Annotated in this window: 29 protein-coding genes; 12 read left to right on the top strand and 17 right to left on the bottom strand. The window is 30.7% G+C overall.

Annotated elements, in window-relative coordinates:
* Positions 1–8: 8 nt before the first annotated feature.
* From NNH57_RS18750 to NNH57_RS18810, 13 genes are all read right to left on the bottom strand, one after another.
* Positions 9–779 (bottom strand): hypothetical protein, encoded by a 771-nt coding sequence (locus tag NNH57_RS18750; protein WP_108808069.1) that lies wholly within the window; start codon positions 777–779, stop codon positions 9–11.
* Positions 780–796: 17 nt separating this feature from the next.
* Positions 797–1,243: a GNAT family N-acetyltransferase gene (locus NNH57_RS18755; RefSeq protein WP_108808068.1), complete on the bottom strand. Its 447-nt coding sequence runs from the start codon at positions 1,241–1,243 to the stop codon at positions 797–799.
* Positions 1,244–1,388: 145 nt separating this feature from the next.
* Positions 1,389–2,495 (bottom strand): alpha/beta fold hydrolase, encoded by a 1,107-nt coding sequence (locus tag NNH57_RS18760; protein ID WP_108808067.1) that lies wholly within the window; start codon positions 2,493–2,495, stop codon positions 1,389–1,391.
* A gap of 7 nt (positions 2,496–2,502) precedes the next feature.
* Positions 2,503–3,039, bottom strand: coding sequence for a TetR/AcrR family transcriptional regulator (locus tag NNH57_RS18765; protein ID WP_108808066.1), 537 nt, complete (start codon positions 3,037–3,039; stop codon positions 2,503–2,505).
* A gap of 128 nt (positions 3,040–3,167) precedes the next feature.
* Positions 3,168–3,725 (bottom strand): TetR/AcrR family transcriptional regulator, encoded by a 558-nt coding sequence (locus tag NNH57_RS18770; RefSeq protein WP_108808065.1) that lies wholly within the window; start codon positions 3,723–3,725, stop codon positions 3,168–3,170.
* Between the two features lie 126 nt (positions 3,726–3,851).
* On the bottom strand, positions 3,852–5,504 hold the full coding sequence (locus tag NNH57_RS18775) for a serine hydrolase domain-containing protein (protein ID WP_108808064.1): 1,653 nt from the start codon (positions 5,502–5,504) through the stop codon (positions 3,852–3,854).
* 107 nt (positions 5,505–5,611) lie between these two features.
* Entirely contained in the window at positions 5,612–6,199 is a 588-nt protein-coding gene (locus tag NNH57_RS18780) for a helix-turn-helix domain-containing protein (RefSeq protein ID WP_074405604.1), read from the bottom strand.
* An 82-nt stretch (positions 6,200–6,281) separates the two neighbouring features.
* A complete protein-coding gene (locus NNH57_RS18785; protein ID WP_074405603.1) occupies positions 6,282–6,722 on the bottom strand; it encodes a GNAT family N-acetyltransferase in 441 nt (146 codons plus the stop codon).
* A 17-nt stretch (positions 6,723–6,739) separates the two neighbouring features.
* The gene (locus tag NNH57_RS18790; RefSeq protein ID WP_074405602.1) at positions 6,740–7,198 is read right to left on the bottom strand and encodes an SRPBCC family protein; all 459 of its coding nucleotides are present in this window, start codon (positions 7,196–7,198) and stop codon (positions 6,740–6,742) included.
* The gene (locus NNH57_RS18795; protein WP_234423378.1) at positions 7,191–7,562 is read right to left on the bottom strand and encodes an ArsR/SmtB family transcription factor; all 372 of its coding nucleotides are present in this window, start codon (positions 7,560–7,562) and stop codon (positions 7,191–7,193) included. Before NNH57_RS18795 ends, NNH57_RS18790 begins: the two co-directional genes overlap by 8 nt.
* An 86-nt stretch (positions 7,563–7,648) precedes the next feature.
* A complete protein-coding gene (locus tag NNH57_RS18800; RefSeq protein ID WP_108808063.1) occupies positions 7,649–8,218 on the bottom strand; it encodes a class I SAM-dependent methyltransferase in 570 nt (189 codons plus the stop codon).
* A gap of 48 nt (positions 8,219–8,266) precedes the next feature.
* Complete coding sequence (locus tag NNH57_RS18805) at positions 8,267–9,091, bottom strand: class I SAM-dependent methyltransferase (protein ID WP_108808062.1); 825 nt, start codon at positions 9,089–9,091, stop codon at positions 8,267–8,269.
* Between the two features lie 133 nt (positions 9,092–9,224).
* Positions 9,225–10,616 carry a hypothetical protein gene (locus NNH57_RS18810; protein WP_074405599.1) on the bottom strand — a complete coding sequence of 464 codons (1,392 nt, stop codon included), beginning with the start codon at positions 10,614–10,616 and terminating at the stop codon, positions 9,225–9,227.
* 92 nt (positions 10,617–10,708) lie between these two features.
* On the opposite strand from NNH57_RS18810, the gene NNH57_RS18815 reads away from it, so the two are divergent.
* The 7 genes from NNH57_RS18815 (at position 10,709) to NNH57_RS18845 (ending at position 15,570) form a co-directional block, all read left to right on the top strand.
* Positions 10,709–11,071, top strand: coding sequence for a VOC family protein (locus NNH57_RS18815; protein WP_108808061.1), 363 nt, complete (start codon positions 10,709–10,711; stop codon positions 11,069–11,071).
* A 45-nt stretch (positions 11,072–11,116) separates the two neighbouring features.
* Complete coding sequence (locus NNH57_RS18820) at positions 11,117–11,833, top strand: DUF2461 domain-containing protein (protein WP_132066012.1); 717 nt, start codon at positions 11,117–11,119, stop codon at positions 11,831–11,833.
* Between the two features lie 2 nt (positions 11,834–11,835).
* A complete protein-coding gene (locus tag NNH57_RS18825; RefSeq protein WP_074405596.1) occupies positions 11,836–12,195 on the top strand; it encodes a TfoX/Sxy family protein in 360 nt (119 codons plus the stop codon).
* A gap of 119 nt (positions 12,196–12,314) precedes the next feature.
* Positions 12,315–14,027, top strand: coding sequence for a helix-turn-helix domain-containing protein (locus tag NNH57_RS18830; RefSeq protein WP_108808060.1), 1,713 nt, complete (start codon positions 12,315–12,317; stop codon positions 14,025–14,027).
* 120 nt (positions 14,028–14,147) lie between these two features.
* Positions 14,148–14,315, top strand: coding sequence for a class I lanthipeptide (locus NNH57_RS18835; protein ID WP_159099237.1), 168 nt, complete (start codon positions 14,148–14,150; stop codon positions 14,313–14,315).
* Between the two features lie 232 nt (positions 14,316–14,547).
* Positions 14,548–14,739 carry a hypothetical protein gene (locus tag NNH57_RS18840; protein ID WP_074405594.1) on the top strand — a complete coding sequence of 64 codons (192 nt, stop codon included), beginning with the start codon at positions 14,548–14,550 and terminating at the stop codon, positions 14,737–14,739.
* A 258-nt stretch (positions 14,740–14,997) separates the two neighbouring features.
* Entirely contained in the window at positions 14,998–15,570 is a 573-nt protein-coding gene (locus NNH57_RS18845; protein ID WP_108808059.1) for a Crp/Fnr family transcriptional regulator, read from the top strand.
* A 47-nt stretch (positions 15,571–15,617) separates the two neighbouring features.
* Here the strand turns inward: NNH57_RS18845 and NNH57_RS18850 are convergent, their stop codons facing one another.
* Together NNH57_RS18850 and NNH57_RS18855 are read right to left on the bottom strand one after the other, a co-directional pair.
* Positions 15,618–16,280, bottom strand: a complete 663-nt coding sequence (locus tag NNH57_RS18850; protein WP_108808058.1) for a hypothetical protein — start codon at positions 16,278–16,280, stop codon at positions 15,618–15,620.
* Between the two features lie 24 nt (positions 16,281–16,304).
* The gene (locus tag NNH57_RS18855) at positions 16,305–17,210 is read right to left on the bottom strand and encodes a tetratricopeptide repeat protein (protein ID WP_108808057.1); all 906 of its coding nucleotides are present in this window, start codon (positions 17,208–17,210) and stop codon (positions 16,305–16,307) included.
* A gap of 513 nt (positions 17,211–17,723) precedes the next feature.
* On the opposite strand from NNH57_RS18855, the gene NNH57_RS18860 reads away from it, so the two are divergent.
* The 5 genes from NNH57_RS18860 (at position 17,724) to NNH57_RS18880 (ending at position 21,946) form a co-directional block, all read left to right on the top strand.
* On the top strand, positions 17,724–17,891 hold the full coding sequence (locus tag NNH57_RS18860) for a hypothetical protein (protein ID WP_159099236.1): 168 nt from the start codon (positions 17,724–17,726) through the stop codon (positions 17,889–17,891).
* Positions 17,892–18,283: 392 nt separating this feature from the next.
* Positions 18,284–20,218: an ATP-binding protein gene (locus NNH57_RS18865; RefSeq protein WP_108808056.1), complete on the top strand. Its 1,935-nt coding sequence runs from the start codon at positions 18,284–18,286 to the stop codon at positions 20,216–20,218.
* 10 nt (positions 20,219–20,228) lie between these two features.
* Complete coding sequence (locus NNH57_RS18870) at positions 20,229–20,897, top strand: response regulator transcription factor (protein ID WP_108808055.1); 669 nt, start codon at positions 20,229–20,231, stop codon at positions 20,895–20,897.
* A 238-nt stretch (positions 20,898–21,135) separates the two neighbouring features.
* Complete coding sequence (locus NNH57_RS18875; protein WP_108808054.1) at positions 21,136–21,567, top strand: hypothetical protein; 432 nt, start codon at positions 21,136–21,138, stop codon at positions 21,565–21,567.
* Between the two features lie 121 nt (positions 21,568–21,688).
* Positions 21,689–21,946 (top strand): hypothetical protein, encoded by a 258-nt coding sequence (locus NNH57_RS18880; protein WP_108808053.1) that lies wholly within the window; start codon positions 21,689–21,691, stop codon positions 21,944–21,946.
* A gap of 280 nt (positions 21,947–22,226) precedes the next feature.
* Here the strand turns inward: NNH57_RS18880 and NNH57_RS18885 are convergent, their stop codons facing one another.
* The gene (locus NNH57_RS18885; RefSeq protein ID WP_108808052.1) at positions 22,227–24,698 is read right to left on the bottom strand and encodes a T9SS type A sorting domain-containing protein; all 2,472 of its coding nucleotides are present in this window, start codon (positions 24,696–24,698) and stop codon (positions 22,227–22,229) included.
* Between the two features lie 448 nt (positions 24,699–25,146).
* Positions 25,147–26,454 (bottom strand): Kelch repeat-containing protein, encoded by a 1,308-nt coding sequence (locus tag NNH57_RS18890; RefSeq protein WP_108808051.1) that lies wholly within the window; start codon positions 26,452–26,454, stop codon positions 25,147–25,149.
* Between the last annotated feature and the right edge of the window lie 37 nt (positions 26,455–26,491).

Below are 26,491 nucleotides of genomic sequence, written 5' to 3' on the forward strand. Positions count from 1 at the left end.
TAAACAAATTATTTTTTAAACCCTGTGGTAAACAGATTTCTGGCTCCTTTTATACCACATTTTTGATACGCATGATATGTTTGAGCCGCTCTTTCTTCAATTTGTTTCCCAGTTTCATTTTTAATCCAACCATCGATTGCAGACTTCAATGTATATGCTTCAGGAGCCATTAAATGTGTAGTCCACAAAATTGGATTTGCTTTTGCGCGTTTTATTTCTTTTGAAAAATAATTTTGACTATAACATGCCAAAACTATTACATCCCTTTTTTTAATAACCTCTTTCTTGTATGTAATATCTACATTAAATTCCATTAAGCCATCGTGACCGATATATGAAAGTAAATCAGAATCACCACCAAATTTTAATGTTTCTGAGTTTACTTCAATCGAAATAGGGTTTTGAGAATTAGAGGCCAGTAGAAAATCTTCAATGCAGGTTTGGATTTTTGCACCATCATAGGCATCAGCTAATAGATAGATTTTTTTGGTACTATGTTTAAATAAAACTCTATCTAGTAATACGGGATCATCTATTTCAAAATTTTTTACTAACTTCCAGTCTTTTGCTTTAAACTTAAAGAAAGATTTTACCCCATAACCAGCACCCCAATATAAATTATGCTTTGGATCTTTTCCGTTCCCTAATTTTGCCGGAACAGGAACAATTCCTTGATTTTCATTATCACATAAAGCCACATATACATGAATGGTTTTTGCCTGGCTATATACTTTAGAGCATAGAAACAAGATCAATATCAAGAAGAATACTTTTTTCATGATTGTTAACACTTTTTTTATTTACTGAATTTACAAACAAATTTTTTGTGAGTATTTATGAAATCTTGATTTTCGTAAAAGCTATGGGCATTTTCTCTTTTAATGTTTGAGGTAACTTCAAGTTGAATTATTTCCTTTTCTTTGGCTATACTTTTGAGGTGATCTATTAGTTTTTGTCCGATTCCTAAACCACGACAACTTTCTGTTACAAACATTTCCTGAATTTCGCCAATCAACCCATTATGATGAAGTAAATTTTGAACGTGACAACTTAAAAATCCAGCAATTTCATTTTCAACCTCAGCAATAAGATATATGTTATTTTGGTTATTTAAATTTTCGATAAAAATATTTTCTTGCTTTTCTTTTTTGAAGGTTTGATTTTCTAATATTTCAATAAAACGATGAATAGACAAGAAATCAAAATCTTTGGCTCTTCTTATTTGTATTTTGCTTTTATGCATATGTTGTATAATGATCAATGGTTTTTTTATCCATGCTCTGTTTTTGTTATTAAGGTATTTTATTTTAAATGTAAAATATAAATTCTACTTTTTAAAACGTGCGATTATTTTCAATTCATTATAAGTTTATTACTATGATTGATATTTATTTAGAGTTTTTAATGAGGACATTATTAATCATAAAATCATTAAATTTTTTTGGTTCTTCAAAAGGAGGGAAATGTGCAGATTTATAAAAAGTAATGAATATTTTTTTTGGAGCTTTTAAAACATCAAAATACTCTTTTGCTATATCATAATTGGTAAGATAATCATGCTTGCCTTGTAAAAAATAAACAGGAACCTTTAATTCTTCTATAGTTTTTGTTAGATCGGTTTTGAAAACTGTTTCAAATAAATTAAAAACGGGAGATTGTATGATTGCTTCAATATCGGTTCCGTTAGTTATAGCATTATATTTATCACTTATGGTATATTCTTTATTATACAATATAGGTGTAACGAATACATCTAAAATGCTATTTTCTTTATAGAGACTACCGTATTTTGATACATACATTCGGCTTTTTAATAGATCTTTATCAATAGGTCTGTTGGTAAACCCACCAATTTTTTTTAAACGATTAATAGCAATTGTATCTTGGTCTTCTGTTACTTTTTTTAGAGCGAATCGATATGCTACTTGTTCGTTTTTATCTACATTCCCGATTTGACCCGTTCCTATGTATGCATGGTAATCGTTAGGATATTTATAAACTGTACTTATACCTAATAATGATCCCCAGGAATGCCCCAATAAGAATATCTTATCTTTTTTAAATCGTTTTTTTAAATATTTTGTAACCTCATTAGTATCTTCAATAAATCTGTCGAGAGTAAAAGTACTTGTAGGGATATTAGAGATTGTGGATTTGCCCGAGCCTCTTTGATCCCAATATACAACGGTGTAATGTTCCTCTAGGTCGCTATTATGTTTTCTAAACATTGGTGTTTCTGTAGCACCAGGTCCCCCATGAAGAACTAATAATATTGGATTGGCTATGTTTTTGCCTCTAATTAATACAAATTGTTCTATACCACCAATGGGAATATGTTTCATTTCGGCAATACTGCTTTTAATACTATCACCTTGTTCATCTTTAAATATGGGAGTTGATCCAGGACTTATTATTAATAAGAATATAAATAATCCTATTAGTAATACTACTAATATAATGCCCGTTACTTTTAGTGTTTTTTTAAATAGGTTCATATTCGGTTTAAATTTCTAATAATATTTGTTCTATGTTTTGTTCTGGAAATACGGATTGCCAAAATAGCAAACCTTCATACTTTGAAATTAGAATTATGGCATCGTTTTCGGGATTTTTTGATTTATTTTTTTTAAACCCTGTTTCCAGCACTTTTCTAAGTTCGGCGTAAAAGTTTCGTACATATTCTTTAAATGTTGGATGAATTTCGAAAGCTTCAAAAAACAGAATAAAATGTCGAGAGACTCCTTTTGGAGTTATTTTAATAGTTTTGGGAATAAATGAACTAAAGAAATCTTTTAAAATAATATTCATCTCTGTTAAATTCATGTCTTTCATAGCATCCAGATCTACTTGTTTAAAATAAAACAGGAAATATTTGTCAATTACCTCTATGTATAATTTTTCTTTATTTTCAAAATGATGATAAACAGCGCCTTTAGAAAGTTTAGAAGACTCTACTAAGTTTGCCATTGATGTACTGCTATATCCTTTATCTAAGAATAATTTAAAAGCAGTTTCTATAAGATGAGATCTAGTATCCATGAAATTAATTTTACACACAGACCAACCGGTCGGTTTGTAAATATATAAAAAATAATACTACATAACAATTTTCATAAATCAATTTAGCTTTGTTCGCTACAATACGTATTGTTTGATGTATCTTTTTATTAGCTATACATCATTCTTATGGATGTCAAGGTTTTTTGAAAAAGGGAGAGATCTGATGTGGCTTTGGATACAATTAAGCTCCCTTGTATTAAAATTAAGGTTTGCTCTGCTTTATTTTTTGCGTCACTTTCTGATAAACCAAATGCAATTCCTAAAGTACTAAAACCTGTAATCCATTGAGTCATAATTTGATTTAATTGTTTTCCAAATAATTCGAGATTCGAATCCATGGTTAATGCTCTTAAAATACATGTCTTTTCGCCTCTACCATAAAGAAGGTCTATGTTTATGAGTGCTTTTTCAAGTCTCTCAACTGGTTTTATCTTGGTGTCAGACAGAAGAGAAAGAATGTTGTCAGCGGCCCATTTTTCTACATAATCCAGAACAACAGAAGTAATTTCCTTTTTCCCATTAGGGAAACGATGATATAAACTTGCTTTCTGTAGTCCCGATGAGCCAGCCAGATCATTAAGACTCGAACCGTCATAGCCTTTAGAACGAATAACAGACATTAATCCTTCTAATAAATCCTGATCGTTTACTTTTTGTGGTCTCATAGAGCAAATGTACAAATAAATAATATTTTACCAAACGTTCGGTAACGCTTCATGGATTACAATATAAAACTATATGATTTTACTTTATGACCTTCTACCACATATTTATGGGTTTTAATGATTGATTCATTTTTTAGTTTCTAATTTATTTTTTGCATGTTGTAAATTTTCTTTAAATAGTTTTACGCTATGGTGATTTGTTTTTTCCCCTAATTCAATTGCTTTTGAATAACAAGTAATTGCTTCTTTATAACTTTCACACACTAAAAAACCTTCGCCTAAGCTATCCCATACATTTGATGAATTAGGATATCGTTTTGTGTTTTCTTTAAAAAATTTAATTGCTAATTCACAATTATCATCAAGGAATTTATAGCCTAATCTATTTATAGAATTCTCGGTAGGGTTATAATTTTTTAAAAAAGACTGTTTTAAACTATCTGCAATTCTCTGGTTCCCATTTTGATAATAGAGATACATAATATGTCCAACAGAAGTTTCTGATGGTAACACTTTATAGCCACATAACTCTGATAGTTTTTCAAAATAGCTATTCAATGCTTTAATACCCCCATGTTTTTTAAATTCGTCTAAAGAACTTCTGTCTGGATACCCTTTCATTTTATAAATATCTTCAAGGCCATGTGCTGATAAGTATAATTGATGTATTATTTCTCTGTCTTTAATTGGATTTACATTAGAGAGAAATATAATTGTTGTGTCATCATCATACATATTTATTGATGAGCGATGGCCATGAAGGGCGCCACCATGAGTATACATTTTTATCTTGGTGTTTCTTTCGATCAGATCGTCCCAATTGCGAATCCAACCATAACAATAACCATGCTTATTTGGGGTTAGCATTTTTTTGGTATAAGTGGCTGATAATAATTTGTTTGTTTTAATGGCTTCACTCCAAATAAATAGATCATCAACTGTAGAGTGTATCCCTCCGGTAGCATATATATTAGACTGATCTCTAAACGGTACATTATTAAAATTTCCTCCATATTTCATAAAAATCATACGAAAGGTTTCATCTTCAATAAAAGAATAGCCTTTTGCAGTTTCATTTTTTATAAATTCATTAGTTTCATATCCGGTGTTTTTTAGCCCTAAAGGTTTTGTTATTTTTGTTTCAAGTAATTCTGAAAAGGGTTTTTTTGAAACTTCTTCCAAAATAGCTCCTAAGAGCATATACCCTAAGCTACTATAATAAAATGTTGTCCCTGGTGTATAGGCTAGTTTTACTTTCCCTACTAGTATTGCCAATTCTCTGGGAGTATAAGCAGTAGATATAAAAGCGTCTTGAGTTATTCCAGTTTTTAAAATACCTTCATAATGTGGTAATCCAGAAGTATGTGATAACAATTGATGAATTGTTATTTTATTACCTAATTCTTTTGGGAAATAAGGCAAATGTGTTGATACAGAATCTTCTAATTTTAAAACACCTTCTTCAACCAGTTGCATTATTAACATTGCTGTAAACTGTTTGGTTACAGATCCGATTGGAAATTTGGTATCTACAATGTTTGGTATATTTTGTTCTCGGTCTTTTAGTCCATAAGCTTTTTTAAAAGTTATTTTTCCTTTTTTCGCAACCAGAATAACTCCATTAAAAGGACTACTGATTTTTTTTCTTCCATTTTCAGAATACTCTTGCATTAGTGCATCTAGTGATTTTGGAGAATCACTGCATGAATTAAAAAAGAGGGTTATAATTACTATAAATAATAGTATTCGAATTGTTTTTTGTGATGATAGATGAATCATATTTGTTTCATTTTGATTATTTGAAACAAATGTATGTGAGTGCTAAGAGATGTATTATGTCAGAGCTATGACATTCTTATGTCATTCATTGAAATTTTTGTGCTTAACTACAAGAAATTAGGTATAAATGACATGGTAAGAATATTTTTATTATTTAACTGAATGGTATTTTTAGAGATGATAAAAATGTTAATTGCTAAACAGAATAAGTAAACGATTAGAGCGATATAGAGTCCATCTCCAGCATTTCCTGTGATAAGATTATTAAGGAAAACGACCAGAAAGAAGGAGAATATGGTAGCTACTGTCCAAATGATTTGAAAACTAATTATTTTACCTCCTAAGTGTTTTAAATCTTTTAATGTTCCGTTTAGTTTCCAAATCATAAGCGGAATAATGATATTACCTAAAGGGATAATTAATGTCGCTAGAATAGATAAATTCATTTTTTTAAGAATAGATATTTCATTTGCTAAATTCTGTATGTTGGGTTTTTTAACGGTCAAATTAGAAATATCTATATCTAGTTTTTTTGCTAGCGTTTGTAGCGTAAAAAGACGTGGTGTAACCGTACCTTTTTCAATTCGCTGTATGGTTCTAAGAGAAATATTTGACATTTCGGCTAATGCTTCTTGAGATAAACCTTTGGCCAAACGAGCTTCTTTAACTTTTTCTTTTACCGTTATTGTATCCATGGTGTTGTTTTAAGTCTCCTTATGTTCTTATGTCAAAAACATAGGTTTTGAAGTGACTTTTTTTAATTCTAAGCAGTTTAATTTAAGGTTTATCTGGTGTTCGTTCAAATATTTTTTGTTCTTTTTTCTCGATATAATTCTGATTTAAATAAAACTGATGAGCAGATTCTCTTTTCACATTACATCTTACCCTAACGGTTTTATAATCATTAGCGTGACTTTCTAGATACTCGATCAAAGTACTGGCAACTCCATTCCTTCTATACTCTTTTCTAACGATAAGTCCTCCGATTTCCAAAAAAGGAGAAGATGTTAATCTAATCGAAATAAACCCATGTATATATCCAATAACTATTGTATTTAAAACAGCTACAAATGCAAAATGATCTTTATTAGAATTTATTAAAGTGATCTGTTTTGTAATTAAAGATTCATCAATTTGATAGCCAAGTTGTACAGAAAGTTCAGCTATTGAAAATGCATCAGATTTTCGTAATTCTCTTATTTTAATTTCTTCAGGCATATTGTTTATAAAAACGATTATTTTTTTTCAAGAAACTCTCCAAGTCTATCAAAAACAGATCCCCAACCATTCATGATACCCATTTTTGTTTGTTGCTCGCAATATTCTTCTGTTGGATGTATGACATTAAAAGTAAAATTAGTTTTGTCTCCGTTTTTTTCAAATAGAGCTTGTATTTCTACACCTTCTGTCATGGGTTTGAAGTTTGCAGATGAGCATATTTTTTCGAGCTCAACAATTTCCAAATACACACCATCAGAAATGAATTCGTTCCCATCTGGCATTTGCATGGTATATTTCCACTTGCCACCAACTCTAAAATCATGTTCAATTACTTTTGTGTTCATTCCTTTTGGCCCCCACCATTGAGCGATATGTTCAGGATGAGTCCAGGCTTCCCAAACTAATTTTATAGGTGCATTAAAAGTTCTTTTTAGAGTTACAGTTCGATTGTTTGCTTCACTTTGATTACTCATTTTCTTTATTTTTTGTTTGTAATTTGGTTAAATAATTTTCGAAAGAATCCAGTCTGTCCTCCCATAGATTTCGATATTGTTCTATCCATAAGAAAGCGGGGATAAGGTTTCTGGGTTGGATTTGGCATAACCGTTCTCTCCCTTGTTTATTAATAGTTATTATTCCACACTCTTTTAATATTTTTAAGTGTTTTGAAATTGCAGGACGGCTAACATCAAATTTTTGGGCTACCGTATTTATGGTTAATGTTTCGTCTGCCAGTAACTCTATAATTTCTCTTCTAACCGGGTCGGCTATTGCTTGAAAGACATCTCTTCTCATAATTTTAGGTAACTGATTGGTTACAAATATAAATGTAATCATTCGGTTACGCAATTTTTTTATAAGAAATTGTAGTTAACGAATAGAATTAGTTATGAGAGAGTAGTAGTTAAAGCAGAGAGCGGGTATTATTTTTTCTTTGCGATTAACAAAAGAGAATCATTATCCTCAAACTCATTATAATCACTGATAGATAGAATGTCAAAATACTTTAGATAGGCTTTTCTAAGTGTTGATCCGTTATGATAATTTACAAAAAGACCTTTAAAAACTTCAGAACCTTCTCCTTTCCAAAAAGAATGGCATAGTATTCCATTGGAATTTAAAATTTCATATTGCCTTTTAACAGTGTCGATCAATTCATTATCATTTAAGTGATGTAATACCTTATTTGAATAAATCCCATCAAATTTTTTATCTGTTTTTAAAGTAATAGCGTCCAACTCAAGGAATTTTCCATTAGGATTTTTGGAGATCAGATGATTCAGAAATTCGGTTGAGTTATCAGAACCAGTAATATCATATGATTTGTTTAGGATTTTCCAATCTGTACCAGGGCCCGAACCAATCTCGAGTACCGTTGAATTGGAAGGCAAAACTTGTTTAAGTTTTTCAATTAAGAATTCTCCATTAACATCTTTTGCTAACCTGATATACTCTTCGACAGATTCTTTTGTTTTATAATACTTTCCTGTCATGATTAATTGTAAGTTCTAATATACTACAGATGTTATTGGTACTAGTTTTTATTTTTTATAGACTCCACTCTGAAGGATGATTTTTTCTTCTTTAAGCCCTCTTAATAAATTAGTGATTTTATCTTTTGTAGATGCTCCCATTAAGACATTCAGTCCTAATTTTGGTGGTCCAAATTGCATTATCTTTTTTAATAAATTCTCAAAGAATATAATTCCGTTAGCAGTTTGGTCAGAAGATCGTTCTTTTTGTAATCCTAATGTATGAAGAATAGATTCCATTTTAGAAATTTGTTCAAGAAAACTTATTTTTGATTCATTTGCCCAGGGCATTGGGTAGTCTACTTCGTTATCTCCTTTTTTAAAAATATCATAATAAATAAAGGTTCCTTTGTTAGTTAATACTCTATCTATTTCAGAGTAGAACTTTAATTTGTCGTTAATGTTCATTTGTACGTGTTGTGTCCAAACTACATCAAACGATTTGTTTTCAAAAGGTAAATTAGTTGCATCTCCCTGAATAAACTCTGTACTATTATTTAGACCAACAAGTTTAGATAAATTAGTTGCGGTTTTTATAAACTCTTCAGATAAATCAAGACCAATTGTTTTGCAGTTAAATTCATCAGCCAACATCCTGCACGGTCCCCCAATACCACATCCAACATCTAATAGTTTAGCGTTATTTACACTAACTGTTTTTGCTAATTCGCGAGAGACTTCTGCTCCTCTTACATGAAACTCATCGACACTGGCTATATCTTTTCGGGTAACATTTTCTATGTCGACTCCCATTTCTTTGAGGCGATTTAAAATATCATCATATAAATCAGGTCGATAATAATGGTTTTCAATTTGTGAAGTTAAAGCCCCCATATTTCTTGTTTCAAATTAGCGCAAGTGGTTTATCCACTGTTTTGCTGTGTGAGAACTAAGATAGTAAAAAGGAGTGATGTAATAGAAAACCATAAAATTGTAAATGCATTACTTTTTGATTTTTCTCGAGAAGTTAACAATTTCTGTTCATCCATTCTTTAAAATCAACATACCCTAGTATATGATCAGGAATTGGATGTTCCTCGAGCTGTTCTTTAAGTATTGCAAAAGCTTTTCTTTTCTCTATAACATCATATTCAACAGTTTTTGATAAAAACTTTAGCACGATTTTTTCATAGAAAACTATGTTTTTCTGTTTTTTAAGATGCTTTTTCATAGAGTTTATCAAATATCTTAGCGTAAACCCATTGCCAAGCTCATAGTGAACCAATAGGTTTAACCAATAAGTATAAGTGATTAGGTCTTTTCGATCTTTTTTAGTTTGATGATTAAGGATGTCGTTGATCCATTGTAATGCTTTTTTATTATCCTTTTTTAAGAAGTAAATATTTGCAAACTGAAAACGAAAAGATAGCCAATAATTATTGGGGACAAGAGTTTTATTTAGCTCAATAAAATTTTGAATTTCATCAATAATTTCGTGAGTAGTGTGTAGTTCTTTTAGGTTCCTGTGAATTTCAAGTTCTATGTTATAGAGTCTTAGTTTTTCTTTAATCAAAGCTGCAGAGATAGTCCCAATAGCAAGTGCTTTTTGTTTTAACAGTAAGATTCTTACAAAAGCCTCTTTATATTGTTTTTTAAACACAAGAAAACCAAGAAGGTTATTGTTTACAGAAAAATACATGGCAAAGTATTCTTTTAGCAATTCAGGGTTTTGTTCCCATTCTTTAATGAGGTCTTCTAGAGTTTGTTTTGCTTTGTCTGTATGCTTGGCAAGGAGTTGTTTTCTGTATTTATGCAGTGTTTTAAGGGTTTTGTTTTGTAACGAAACACTTTTTTTATGTGATAATGAGAATTGTGTAGGGTCTATATTGGCTAGTAGAAGGCTGATATATTCATTGGTGGATTCGAGTGTTTCTTTTTGTTTTTGAATAATAGTTTTAAATGTCTCAAAATCCTGAGGATATAATGCTTGGTGTACTTTTCTTTTCCAGTCTTGGATATGAAAAAGTAAAACATCCTGCTGAAAGTTTTTTGCTTTTTTTTCGGCCCGCCTTAATTCACTTAAACAGATGGTATACTGACCTTTGTGAAATAGGATTTCGACATTGCGAATAATGTCCATAAGCTCTGCGTTTTTTGAAATTCTAGAGTGATAATTCCTTAACGATTGAAGAATACGTTGTTTTAGATAGTTTTTTATTGTCGTTAATTGTGTTACAAATGCTTTGTCTTTAAAAAGAGCTTTAATTTGAGCTTCATCATATTCTTTTTGAACTTCTATTGCATCAAAAAGATTTAAGTATTCTGAAGATTCATTTCCTTGTGTGCTTAATTTAAAATATCGCTTTTCACTTTTAGACAACGATTGGATAAGGTAAAATAATTCTTCGTTTTTCTTCATTTTAGAAACCTATGTTTTTGTAAAAGTATAATTTTTTTGAGACATAGGATCACTTACCTTTGAGATATTAGAAACCAATAAATTATAATATCATGTCAAATGCGATTAGCTGGTTTGAGATACCAAGCACTAATTTTGAAAGAGCAATACAATTTTATAATGCACTTTTAGAAGCCGAACTGCAACCTATGGAGATGGATTTTAAAATGGCTTTTTTTCCATATAAAGATGGAGGCGTGGGAGGTTGTATTACTCATGGTAATGGCAATAAACCCTCACAAGAAGGTACGTTTGCTTATCTTAATGGTGGTGATGATCTATCTATTCCTTTGGCTAGGGTAGAAAAAGCAGGAGGCAAGATTTTAATGCCGAAAACTTCACTGGGAGAAAATGGATATATGGCGATTTTCCTGGATTCCGAAGGGAATAGAGTGGCTTTCCATTCTATGAAGTAGTATTTTGTATGTTTTGTCACATTGAACAAAGTCAAAAGGTTCAATGTGGCAAGAGATACTTATTTGTTCTTTTTACTAATTTTAATTACCGTATTGATGCACTATTTTACAGAAGATTTTGTAGCTTTTTTTAAAGAGCTGGCAAAGAATAATCACAGGGAATGGTTTCATGAAAATAAAAAAAGATATGAAACCAGTATAAAAAAACCTTTTGAGATATTTGTTGGTTCAATGATTAGAGAGATACAACAACTGGAGCCGAATTTGCAAGTTGAACCTAAGGATTGTGTACTTAGAATCAATAGAGACATTCGTTTTTCTAAAGATAAGTCTCCTTATAATTTATATTACACGGCTTTTATTTCTAGCAAAGGGCGTAAAGACAAAAGTATCCCTGGTATATTTTTACGTTTTTCGCCAGAAATGGTGGGTATCATGGGTGGGTGTTTTAGCCCGTCAAAAGAACAATTACATAATATAAGAGCAACAATTAATAAATCGCCTAAGACATTTAGGAATTTATTAGAGGATAAGGATTTTGTGCAGAAATTTGGAGAAATTAGAGGAGAAACAATGAAACGAATCCCCAAAGAATGGCAAGATGCGTGTAAAAAAGAACCTTTAATTGCTAATAAACAGTTCTATTTTGTTGGAGAAGAAGCCCCTGGCCTGATTAGTAGTGCTACTTTGATCGAAGAAATGATGATGTATTGGCAAACGATGCGCCCTATTAATGAATATTTATCAAAAGCAATTCAGTAACTATGGCATACAATGAATTTATAGCAGATCGTATTCGGCAGATTTTTAGAGAACAAAAGGCAGATTTCTATGAAAAGAAAATGATGGGAGGACTATGCTTTATGGTTGATAATAAAATGTGTTGCGGAATCCATTTTAGTAAGAAAAAGGGAATGGATTTACTAATGGCACGAATAGGAATAGATGCAACCGAAGAAGCTATGAAAAAAGAAGGGTGTCAACCCATGGATTTTACCGGTAGACCTATGAAAGGTTTTGTTTTTGTTACACCCGATGGTTTTGATCTGGATAAAGATCTCGAGTATTGGGTGCAATTGTGTTTGGATTTTAACCCTTTTGCAAAAAGTAGCAAAAAGAAATAAAACCAACCCGAATCATTTAAAATAATTGTATTCTAGCTATTTTTACCAGGGTATAATATCTTAAAATCGGCTTAAAAAAGTAATTATTACATTTGGATAGTTGTACCATATCCAGAATAATGATTTTTTTTAAAAGACTTTTATCAATACCCTTATTTTTTTCTATTGGATTATCTATTTTTTTGACAACGGCAATGTTTGCTCAGAAAAATAATGTACCAGTATTTGATAGCCTTGTTGGTAAATCCTCTAAAGAATTAGGGGAATTTATAAAGAAATCTACACCAGAAGATGCGAAAATTTACGAAATAGCACTTTCTAATCTCAAAAATCAGGATAGCGCCAAGACCAATGAATATTATTATGTAGCACTTTCTTTTTACAAAACGGGAAACTACGAAAGAAGTGCATATTACTTTAGTCATGCAGCAAAGGCAGCAAAACAAGCAAACTACGAGCTGTTTTTATGTGCTATTTACTTAAAACTGGGGAATTCATATCTCAAGGATTGGAAAAATCAAAAAGCGCTAGACTCCTATTACAAGGCTTTGGAAATTGCACAAAAGAATAGAAATATTAAATATGAGATTGTTGCAAATTCAGGGATTACCATGATTCGTAGAAGAATGAAGCAATTAGATAAGGCTTTAGAAGTCTGTAAACATTCCTTAAAACTTGCAGAGAACTCTTCTTTTAAAAATGGTAAAAACCATGTTAATCTTATCACTATTATTAGCGAAATATACATGGATCAAAAGAAATATGATTCTGTACTTTATTACGCAGAAATGGGAATTAAACTTAGTGAACCTATAAGTTATCATATTGGAACTATTGATTTATACACTAAAAAAGGAGCAGTGTTTTTTTATAGAAACGATTTACCTAAGGCATTCGAGTATTTACATCTGGTAGAAGATATTGCACATACTCATAAGATTAAGCAAAAAAAACCTATACTGAATCTTCATTATTTTCTTGCCCGTTGTTATTATAAACAAGAAGCATACAGAAAGGCAATTGGATCTTTGGATCGTATATTAAACTTGTTAGAAAAAAAAGATTCAAGAAATGATAGAGTTTTGGAAACGTATCGACTATTGGCTGACTGTAATGAGGCTATAGGAAATGAGAGAAAATCTAAATACTGGCTTAATAAATATACGATACTTCAGGCTCAATTTCAGGACGAAAAGGATAAAACTGTTAATAAAATATACAATAAGGATACTCAAGAGCTAGGAGAAACTATAAAGGAGCTCGAGAATAGACAACAAAAAGAAGTAAGGTATGGTATAATAGTAGTATTGATATTATTAATATCGTTGATAGCAGTTGGAGGATTGTTTTACAGGAAACAAAAAATGAATAAAACTATTTTTAACGATTTGATAAATAAAATATCCAATCTGGAGTCTGAACGCAGAACAGAAACAATGGAGTCAAAAGATAGTGCTAAGGAGATTATAATCGATGATGAGAAAATCAATAATGTGCTAAAAAGGTTAAACAAATTGGAGGATCAAGAATATTTTTTGAAATCTGATTGTAGCCTAAGTACAATGGCTAAAAAAGTAAAAACAAATACCACATATCTTTCAAAAATTATCAAAATACACAAAGAAAAAAGCTTTAATGACTATATCAATGATTTAAGAATAGAATACGCATTAAAAAGGTTGAAAAATGACAAGAAGTTTAGATCTTTTTCGATTAAATCAATTGCTTCCGAAATAGGGTATAAAAGCGATAATTCTTTTACAAAACATTTTAAATCCAAAACAGGTTTAAACCCTTCTTATTATATTAAAAAAATCGAAAACTTAGGATAGTATTTTCATAGATAAGTAACTTCTGAATCGTACCGCAATTTATTTAAAATGCGGTTAACAAATTATGATTCACGTTATATAGAAAGTATATTATTTTATAAATATTAAACTAATATAATTATGAAAAAACATCAAAACAAAAGGATCAGCCTTAAAAAAATTACCATTACCAGAATTAATCTTAGCACAATGAGAATGGTAAAAGGTGGAGAGTGTTATGTTACAGATGAAGATACAGGAACTCATGAGAGTCTTTGCAATTGTCAAAGCGGGCGTGACGTATTTTAGATTTACTTTTTTAACTAGTCCAAATTTTTTAGGTTTTATAGGTTGTTGCGAGTGTTTTATTGCTCCTCATTTTATCTAATATACGGGAGTTATGTTTTTTTCTCTCTTTGTTAGAGTATACCTTAGAGTAAAAGTCAAAGTATTGTTAATAATAAGATTTTGACAAAGGGGATACCGAAAACCTTTTGATAGAGTAGGTAAGTTTTATAATTCAATTTAAATCTAATAAATTATGTTATCAAAAATTCTAAATTTAAAAGATGTTCAGCAATTAAACAAAAAACAACAAGAAACTATTAATGGAGGGATACAACATCCTGTTGGATGTAGAACCAGAAGGGATTGCTTCCAAGCAATTGGGGAATGGGATTGGTATTGCTCTATATCTCCATATGGTGGTTATGGGACTTGTATGCCGTACTAAAGATTATGTTGTACTAAGTATGATTCTTTGAAATTTATAAGACTGTCTTTTCGGGCAGTCTTTTTTGTTGAATGTTTTTTAGAGTGTTTGCAAATCTGTTAAGAGTTCTTTTGGGGATTGGGTAGGTAAAATAGTAGTTCTGTAAAGAAGAAAATAGGTGAGATAATATTAACTTTGTGAATGAAAATAGAACTTTCTTCTTTTCTTGTTAATGCACCAAAAATGACACCTTTTGAAGAACGTATAATGTAGAAAACTATGATTACTAATCTGGCTGAGTATACCAGGAATTATATTGATATTTCTGATGAAGAAATGGAACTATTTTATCATTATCTTAAAATGAAGAAATTCAAAAAGAAAGAGTATGTGTTAGAAGAAGGGAAAGTCTGTAAAGCAAGATATTTTATTGTAAAAGGATGTGTACGATCATATTATATTGATGAAAAAGGAGTCGAGCGAATTCTTGATTTTGGTATTGATGAATGGTGGTTTACAAATTATAATAGTTTAATTAATCAAAGGCCTTCAGAAAATTTTATTCAAACTATTGAAGATTCAGTAATATTAGAGCTACATCAAGATTGTTTTGAAGAACTATCTGCTAAACTTCCTAAAATTGATAGATTGTTTAGGATAATCACCGAAAAAACCCATATTGCCCATATCAATAAAACCAAGTATACTCGTAGTCTTTCTGGAGAGCATCTATATAAACAATTTGTGTTAAGCAATCCGAAGTTTTCACAAAGAGTTCCCCAGTATATGATCGCTTCTTATTTAGGTTTATCACCAGAGTTTGTGAGTAAGGTAAAAGCAAAATATCGTTAAAAAGATTCACTTAAACCCTATTTATGGTCATTATGTATCTATAAGAATCATCTCTTTTTATCTCGTAACATTTGTCTAATACTACGTATAGCATTATCTGCGTCTGATGTACTAAATTCTCCTCCTACCTCTTCGATCATAACATTTTCAGAAAGCCTGACCTCTATCCTAGAACTACCCGAGGTTGTTAATATGAATTTTTCAGAAACATTATATTGATGAATTGTACCATTATTGATTAGTTTTCCTATAAGTGGGATTTCATTTACAACTTTCTCACCAAAAGTAAATTTTTCGTGAGTTATTGATTCTGATTTGGTTTCTATAGAAACCACATCTGTATAAAAATAAGATGAGGTAGATTCATTTAAGGGATTTTCTGTTATAGGATCAAATACACATTGATAAAATACGATTTCGTGTTGTGTAAAGTTGATGATTGTCACTCCTATAGGGATATATCTGATAAAATTGTCTTTACCTTTTTTTAATTTAAATTCGGCTCCGCCAATATCATACATTTTTGGTCCTGTAATGCGACGCGGAGTTCTTAAACAATCATTTTTATCTAAAAGTGTTTTGGTCAACGCTCTGTCGAATAATTTACTGATTGATTGGTTGAGAAGAGTATCAAACTCATTATCCGAGATCTTAGAGGTTAAAATAGATTTTGAGAAATATTGTTTAATTTTTTTTCCGTTTGAAGTCATGTGAAGATTATTTATGTTGGTTTTTTAATTTTTAAAATAATTGTCTTTTGATAGCCCTCCTAGTGTAGAAAATAAGCGCTCCAGCTCATAAGGTTCTTCTTTTGTTATCATTGGTAAATTATTAGAAGAATTGTCTGGATCATCAAGTCCGCTTCGTCTAAAATAATCTTGAGTAATAAGGTGTTTTAGACAATGATATTTTTCTTTCTTATTATTTATGCGTATTGCCGTTTTTAGAGAAGTTTGTATTTCTTTGATTTCATTCATTTTTAGTCTAAAAGGCCTCTTGCCTTTAAACATTGCCAAGGCCAAATTATAATGATATTCGTCATCGATTGGATTGATCTTAATAGACTCTTTTATATACATTATAGATTCTTCATATTGATTTTGGGAAAGTAACAGAACTCCTAACCAGAAAAGAGTTTTGTCATTAGAAGATTCTGATTTTGTTTGTGCTAAAAAGGATTGGGTATACTTGACAATTTCTTTTGGTGTTAAATTAGATAGTTTTTTATATGATAGCTTTTTATAATGTCTCTTTTCATCTGTACTGGATTGGTGTTTCTTTTTGTTTCCTTTACTAAGTATAAGCTCTTCTGCTCGATATTTCTCAAGGCCCCAGAATGCTTTATTTTCTTTAATGAAGTTTTCGTAAGAAGAATAATCAATATACTGTGCCAAAATATCTAGATAAGATTTTAAGTAGGTGAATTTTTCTCCTTCTTTTTTATTATATCGATCTCTATAATTAACTATAGTAGTTCGGCCAATTTTTTCTTTTGTTTTTTCTTGCAGTCGCTCTATAAGTCTATTAATATCACGTTCTATATAATCTTTAAAAGACTTATTTGGAGTATGTTTTTTTGCAATAGTATCAAAAAAATATACAAATACATCAAACTGTGATTCTGATAAGGATTTAGCCATTTTAATGAGTTAAAAATATTTCTTAAAGAATACTCTGTATAAAGTGAAGTGAAAGTATTAAAAGTTAGGAAATCGCTTTTGCGGAAAACCGCAATGATCAAAAATAAGTGGCTGTTAGAATGATACAATAGACATGATGTGTGATTTTCTCCATCTGATGATGTAAATCAATATTTTTTATAGAAAAGTTAAAAATTAAAAGAGTTTACTGTAGCCTAATAACAGGTCAATTAAGAATATTTTTCAATAATTTTTTAAATAGTCGTCGGCCGATAATCGACCAATGTTATCGACCGATTATGTTTTTCACCTTTGTATCGTAGTTGATTCTAGAAAACTACTTGTGAAGTTTAATAGGTTGAAAATAACTTAAGAGAAGAAGATATTTCCACCCTTATCAAAACTTCATTCTTCTCAAAAACTATCAAAGCGCTTTGATTTTATCAGACTGCCCGAATCCTCATAAAGATTCGGTAAGGAGAACCATAATGTTTAATCAAAAAAATTAATAAAATGAAAAATATAAAGAATATAATAAAATGTATAACGATTTGCTTGTTTTTAGGGTTAATCTTTATTTCTTGTGAAGAAAAAAATGACTTTACAGATGATATTTGTGATTATGAAACAGCTACCACTGAAGAAGGAATTGTAGAAGAGCAACCTGATGACGATGAATAAGTCGTCCTAAAAGATTGACAGATTTTAAATACTAAAATCACACCTGTGAAGCTAGCTTCACAGGTTTTTTGTTGTATATAGAGTTAGGTGTTTTCTTAACTAATGTTTAGAATTTGTTGTTTTAGTGTAATTGTTTCTAGGCTTGATCAAAACAGACTCCGAACGTAAATAGTCAAATAGGTTGTATCGCCTTTTCTACCTGATCTATAACTGCTAATTTAAAGCCCAAATTATAATCCCGTTGAGTACATTTCTTCTTCAAGGTTTCTGGATGTTTCATAAATAAGTCGATTTTGTGTCAACTTATTTTAGGACGGGACAAAATGATAAATCAAAAAGGAACAGGAAAGTGTGGCTTTTTTTTTAATTTTAATTCTTAAACTATTGAAAATATGCATACTAAAACTTTAGTAGTTGTGTTAATCATTCTATTTTGTGCTTGTAATAAAGAACATCTTATTACTTTTTCTGAAAAAGAGAAACCTTTGGATAGTATAGCATATTATTATGACCTTTCGAAAGACAAAACCAAAGACCTAAACATTAGATATCAGGCTATAAACAGCGCATATAAGCGCTTTGGTATAGATGATGAAGATGCTGTTTATCACAAGGTTTTATATCAAAAAAGTGTTATTCATTATTCCCTAAAACAGATAGATAGTTTAAAGCATTACAATGCCTTATTATTAGATAAGACTAATGCAACTAAAGATATTTATTACGAAGGTAAAGGGTATTATTTAAAAGCATATTATTTTGATAAAATTAAATTTTATTCTGATAGCGCGTACTATTATTATAACAAATCAAAAAATAATTTTCTGGCAATAAAAGATAGTAGCCAGATAGGTAGGCGTTTATTGAATATGGCTTATGTACAACAAAGCAATAGTGATTTTTTTGGAAGTAAAGAAACAATTACAGATGCATTGCGGTATTTGTTACCAGATAAAGATGCAAAATATATTGCTTCGGCATATAATGTTTTGGCCATAAGTAATAAGAACCTGTTGAATAATGAAGATGCAATAAAATATTATGAAAAAGCTATTGCAAATACAAAATCTAATATGGATAGATTAGTATATAAAAACAATCTTTCAATAGTATATATTAAGAATAAAAAGTATAAAAAAGCAATTGAATTATTTAAAAATATTTTGAGTGATTCTTTATTGCATATTTCACCAAAACAAAAAGCCAGGTTGATAGATAATTATGCTTATGCCAGATGGCTTAAGGATACCTTAGATATCGAAAAAGAATTTTTAAGCGCATTACGTATAAGAACTCAAGAAAATGATAAACGAGGATTAATTGCAAGTTATAAGCATTTGGGAGAATATTTTTCTCAAAAAGACAGAGAAAAATCTTTAAAATGGTTCGATAAAATGATGAAAATTTCTAAAAGCATTAAAAACCCAAAAGGAGAATTAGAAGCTTTAAATTTTTTAATGAAAATGCAATCTGAGAACCTCAATATTAAAACAAGATATATCCAACTTACTGATAGTCTTCAGAAACAAGAATTACAGGTCAAGACTCAATTTGCTAAGATCAGGTACGATGATCAGCTAAAGGTAGAAGAGATTCATAGATTAAAAGATCTTACTGCTAAACAGGAATTAGAAGTTTCTTTTCATAGGACTCAAAAGATAATTTATCTTTTAATAGGAGTTGTACTTGTATTGATTATTGTTTTTGTGTTGTATTATTTGATGCAGAAACACAGAAAAGATACAGAAACAAAAGTTTATAATACTGAAAGAAGGATTTCAAAAAAGGTTCATGATGAATTGGCAAATGATATATCTAGTATTACCAATTTTATAGAAAATACTCAAGATATTTCTACTTTTTCAATACGAAAAAGTATAGGAGATAGATTGCAAAATATCTATCTAAGAGCAAGAGATATATCAACAGAGATGACAAGTATTGATGTTGTTAATTTTCAAAAAGAATTAAAAAATTTAATACAGCAATACAATAACCAAAATATGATTGTTATTACTAATGTGTCAGAGACAGATTGGTCCACTGTTCCTGATTATAAAAAAATAGCAGTGTTTAGAGTGATTCAGGAACTTTTTATTAATACAATAAAACATAGCAAAGCTAACAAAACAACATTAATGGTAAAAGATACAGGAAAGCATAGAATTGTTACCTACAAAGACAATGGTATAGGAGCCATTAAAAAGAGCCTAAATGTTAATGGATTAGCTAATGCGGAAAATCGCATTGAAAATATAAAAGGGGAGTTTATCTTTGAGACTAGCCCAGACGAGGGGTTTATAGCGACCATTATGTTTCAAAGATAATTTTTATTGTATGTTTAAAAAAGTCCTTATCTCCGAAGATCAACAAAGTATTAGTATAGGATTGCAAAACACATTAAAAGAGTTTTATATTCAGGAAATAGAAATTGTTAATTATTGTGATAATGCTTTGCTTAAACTAAGGTCTTCCAGACAGAAAAACATTCCATTTGATCTCTTAATTACCGATCTCTCTTTTAAAGAAGATCATAAATTGAGAAAAATTAGCTCTGGAGATGAACTTATTAAACAGGTTAAAAAAATTCAACCAGATCTTAAGGTTGTCGTTTTTTCTGTAGAAAATCGTATTGGGAAAATAAGAGAACTTGTCGATAATCAAAAAATTAATGCTTACGTTTCAAAGGGTAGGCAGGGTACAGAAGATATGGTTAAGGCTATCAAGGCCATTCTCCAGGGTAAAAATTATTATTCTGATGATATTATGAAATTACTTCGAAGATCTGACAACATTTCAGAAATAAAAAAAACAGATACTTTAATCTTGAAATTAATAGCCAAAGGTTTGACACAACAACAAATATCGGATTATTTTAATAAACATAATTTGTCTTCTGGTAGTAAAAGAAATATTGAGTTTCGTTTACAAAAACTGAAAGAACTTTTTGATGCAAAAACACTTCCTCAACTTATAGGAATTGCCAAAGATGTTGGCTTGATTTAATTGTAGTTTCTTAAAACTTCTTTCTGAAACTCTAACGTGATGAAAACGCAATTTGAGTTTTAAACTAAAACAGCAACTTCTAATTTACAAACCCTAATGGGTATCTATCTGAATTAAATGTACCATAAAAATGATGGATTGCGGTTTGTCGCAAGCTATTGATTTTTAATCACTTTACTTTTGAGTTATAGATAATAATTCATACGGGAAGCATTCATCGAATTCAAAAGTGGACATCATGAAATACATTAAAATTCTGTTTTTAGCACTTTTATTACCATTAACACTTCAAGGTCAGGAAGTCTTTGAGGTCAAGTTTACTGCTGGTTTAACTCAATATCGATGTGCTCTGGTGATTTTTGATAATGGAACAGGTAAAATGCGTGTTAGGTATTATGATAAAAGAACTACAATGATTGAGCAAACTATGGCAATAGAAAACACACAGTATGGTATAAGGTTAAAGGGGTATAATCCGGTATATGCAGGGACAAAAATTAAACATCCAAGCTACAATGCAGATAACTTCTATATTTCAATGGATGAGTACGGAAAATATACAATCATTAATGTAGATGATGCTGGTACACGAGCAAAATCGTATATCAAGAAAATAAAAGGGAAGTATACTATAAATAATTTTCTAAGGGATTTTAATTGGAAATTATAATCATGTACTTATAAAATATGTAAAAACATACAGATAAGTTTTTAAATAATTATTGGAATTATCCCCAAATCAAAATCGAATATACACAGGTTATTTATTAATTTTTTAAATTATTTTAAAGATGAATACAGAAAATTCAGGCGGGGAGTCTTTAGTTCAAATTTTTGCGGTTGTAGGAGGTATTTTAGGATTTGGAATCGGAATTAGTGGTGAGGAATCAAGTTTTATTATGGCTATAATTCTAGCGATAATTGGGATAGCAATAGGGAGGTTTGTTGGAAATGTAGTATGGAGAATGTTAATCTTTTTAATTGGATTATTAATTTTTCTTGTTAGAACGGGGCTACTTCGTGAGATTATGAGAGGATTATTTGATTGATGAAAAAGTAGATTGACTATTTTTTTAAGGATAGTAATAATGAGTGTATACAGTTAAAGTATATAGCACTAATAATTTGATTCCTTTTGGAGAATTAGGAATTAATTTTAATCTATTTATTGGAAAACATAAAAGAAAAAGTAGAATAAGGGAGTATGTAATTCATGAAAGTAGTTCGTTCTAAGATAAATAAACCCTACCTTAAAAAAGTTAAAAACCTTTCGGTCAACGAAAGGTTTTTAATAAAATGTGTTTTGAGGATACTTTTTCTAACAATTTATTATCGACGTACAATCTTTTTTATAGTTCTTCCTTTGCTCGTTTCAACTTCCATAAAATATACTCCAGGTTGAAGAGATGATATATCGAAGCTAGAATCTGATGTTTCGAACACTTTTCTTCCATAGTAATTATATACAGAAACTTTTTTTACGGTAATGGTGAGATTTACAACTCCATCTGTTGGATTAGGGTATAATTTAAAGGTGGATATTGTTTCTTCTTGTTGAATAGTGTCTAATACAATACAAGAGGATCTGGTTGTACAGCCATTAAGTGTAATATCAACAGCATATGAGCCATTTTCAGATGCAGTAAATGATTGATTTATTTCTCCAGAGATAGGTTGGTTTATTTCACAATTAATCCACTGATATGTTGCATCTGTTTGAATGGCTGTATAGGTTAGTGAATTATTTGTTATTGTTACATCTGGTAATACGTTTATGGTTATGTCTACCATGTTAGAGGTAGCACATGTGCCTAATGTGGTATAGGTTACGGTATGGGTTCCAGGGATAGATTTCTGGATATCAATTTCTCCGGAAATTTCATTAATACTTAATCCCGATGTTGAACTAAATGTTCCTCCTGTTACCCCTGTTATTGTTGGTGTGGGATTATTTGCATCAGGACAATAGGTCAAATCATCAAAACTGAAACCAGAATCATCTAATTGAGTAATATCTACGACTATATCACTAGAATTGGGACAGGTTCCCGTAGTTGTATACGTTATGGTGTATGATCCTGTTGTGCTGGTAGCAATGTCGATTGTCCCGGTGTTAGGATCAATGCTTAATCCTGCTGTACTGGAAAATACTCCTCCAGCCAATCCTGAAATCGAGGGGGTAGGGTTGGCGTCTTCTTTGCAATAATTACTTGAGCTATAGTTAAAACTTGGGTCGTCCAATTCGATAATACCTACAACAACATCATTAGAATTGGGACAGACTCCCGTAGTTGTATAGGTTATAGTGTGAGATCCTGTTGTGCTGGCGGCAATATTGATTGTCCCGGTATTGGGATCAATGCTTAATCCTGATGTGCTAGAGAATACTCCACCCACTAATCCTGTAATTGTTGGTGTTGGATTAACGTCATCTTTACAATAGTTGGTCATGTCATAGTTAAAACTTGGGTCATCTATTGCGTTAACCGTAATTGTAATAGTCATACCGGTTGCGGTTGTTTCATCAATACAAGATATGTCTCCATCTTCTCCTCGTATATAATAGGTAGTGCTTGGTGCAGTAGGTGTAACTTCAAAGGTCGATGTATTAGTTTTTGTTGTGCCTACTAAGGTGCCTCCATAAGAATCAGTATATATCGACCATGTCGAAGCAATATTTAGATTGCCAGTAATAGTTATGGTAGAGGTTTCTCCTTCACAAAGCACAGGTGTGGCTGTTACGGTTGATATGGTGGGAGCAATACAAACAGGAACTTGTCTAAACCAGGCAAATCTAGGAGCATTAAAATTTGCTAAAATAGCATCTTTTAAACCATCTCCATTTACATCGCCAAAATCGACAGTAGGAAAATCCCCTATATCGGCATTAGTTAATTCTCCATCCATGTCAAGTTGAGGAGCTGCAAAATGAGGGCTTGTTACTGTTCCAATATTTTCGATCCATCTCACAAAACCAGTGTCAATCATAAAATACATATCATAATCCCCATCTTTGTCAAAATCTTCAAATACAGGTATGGGTACATCCATATTGGTATATGCACTTTCATCATCCCAAGGACTATCCGCTTCAGATTGTAATTCAAAATTAGGATTTTCTTTGGTGCCTATATTTTTATAGTATGTTAGCTTATCACCTCCCAATGCTACTAAGTCGAGATCTGTGTCATTATCAAGATCTACAAACCCTAAACCTGGAAATTCTGCGATATCTTGATCCAGAAGCCCAGGTAAACAATCTGGAGCATATTCAAATACCGGTACTTCTGGAGTGCCAATATTCCTATAAAATCGAATATCATCATTTGTTAAGCCTTCATAATTATATTGAGATCCAATAAATAGATCCAGATCTCCATCATCATCAATATCTGCCAATTGCGGTCTATTTTGATTTCTCGCAGAGCTACTGGCATGTATTTTTATAGTATCTAAGGTAGGTATTGATGCCAGAACCCAATAGGGAGCTGTAGCTGTACCCGTATTTTCGAAGTAATGAATAGATCCTCTTTGACTTCCAGAAATAAAATCAAGATCATTGTCATTGTCAAGATCTACCAGTATAGCCGAAGGAAGACGCCCATCTGAAGTAGGTATTTCTGTAGCTCCTCCCGGGCCATATAATCCAGCAGGTTCGGGTCCAGGACGTGTAGAACCACTACCATCAGGATTAGAGAGAATTCTTCCTCCTCTAAACTCCCAGCTTATATAATCAGCTTGCGCAAGCATTAATTGATTCCCCAAATGAAAAAGTAAACAAATAAGTAATAGTTTTTTCATAACTATAGTTTTAAAATAGTTGATCTCTAAATCTTATAATACACATCATTATGATATATACTTTTTGTATATATCATAGTCAATTAATAATTTTAAATGGCAGCACATCACTGCAAACCAATTATGGAGATAATAGGGGCAATTTAATTTAGAGACATTTTATGTTCTCTCGGTCTGTGGTTTTAAGAAGTACTGTATTACCATTACCAAGAGGGGGGAAAGTAAGTAATTTTATATGTATAATACAATTGAGTGCAAAATTAGTAATTTAGTTTTTCTTTAACAAGATAATATTTTGTTAATACTCTGTTTTATGTTTTTACGCTCATCAAAATAGTAGGAATTAATTGTTTCTAAGGGCTTCGAAAGGGATTTTTGAAATGATAAATTGAATCCTGCAAAGATCACTTTTTTTAATAGTACTCTAGCTTATATTCATGAGTACTTTTTAATCAAACGCCCATACCTGATTCGTCTGATCATTAACAACTCTGGATCTAGCACCTCCTACAATATATAGTTTATCCAGATGACTTATTGCTTGAGTATTAAGTATATGTTTAAAAGGAGTATTATTTGTTGCATTTTTCCAAAATACTCCATCTCTTGAGAACCACATATCATACAACCTTTCAGTATTTGTAGACTCACCACCAATAATCCACATTTTGTAATCATAAATAACGGTTGCATGTTTCCATCGAGGTTTATAACCAGGATTTTTGGTAACTAATTCCCACTTGATACCATCAGTACTGTTCCATACTTCATTATCATTTGTTAAGCCTTTCCACCCTCCTATTAACCAAATTTTATCTTTATACACCAGGAAATTGGAATCATTAAAATCCGTACTAAAATCAGGAGAATCTTGTTTTAAAATCCAATTTTTTGCATCCGAACTATTCCAAATTTTTACTTTTTGATATCCATTATGAATAACCCATAATTTATCTTGAAATACAAGAGGGGTAATATCATCTCCATAAAGACCAATATTCGGAGTAATTAACTTCCAGTTAACCCCATCTTTAGTCGACCAAAATTGAATTACGTTTCTCATACCATTAACTTCAAATTCTCCTATTACAATCAACTTATTTCGAAAAACTATAGCTTGTATGCTTATAGAATTATTAAAAGGAATATGAGTCGTTACCTTATTCCAGTATTCACCATCTGTCGAAGTCCATATATCACAAGGTTGTTCAAGAAATTTTTCTTCACGATGAATTATGTCTCCACCGATGATCCATAGTTTATTATCAAATTTAATTAGCTTATGCCTATGTCTTGCAGGAAATTCACTTGGAGAATTAATGTAATTAATGTTGGTTTTAAGGTTTCGAGTTGTAAAAAAATAAATATTGCTATCGGTTATTCCTCCTTTTTTATCTTTTGCTGTAACTTTCCAAAATACTTTTGTGTATATAGGTAGTAAAGGTAGTTTTACTTCATTTTTTGTTAATTCGAAAGCAATTGGTATTGTTGGGAAATTATTAGAATCTTCACTAAGGTATACATCATAATATATTTTATCTCCATCGGGATCAATCGCTTGTTCCCAAACTAGTACAGGAGTTCTTTCTACGTTCAATGATTTGTTTTTTACACTAACTAATTTAAAAGGATTTGGGGCTTTGTTATTAGGATCATTATTTTGATTATTTTTTATGCAGGAACTACTACTAAATAAAATACTAAGAATTGCTATTTTAATATAATAGAACTTTGATTTTAATATAATGGCTTTCATTGTTACGTGTAATTTGAAATATACTCTGTAAAAATTA

The sequence above is a fragment of the Aquimarina spinulae genome, assembly GCF_943373825.1.
Classification (GTDB): Bacteria; Bacteroidota; Bacteroidia; order Flavobacteriales; family Flavobacteriaceae; genus Aquimarina; species Aquimarina spinulae.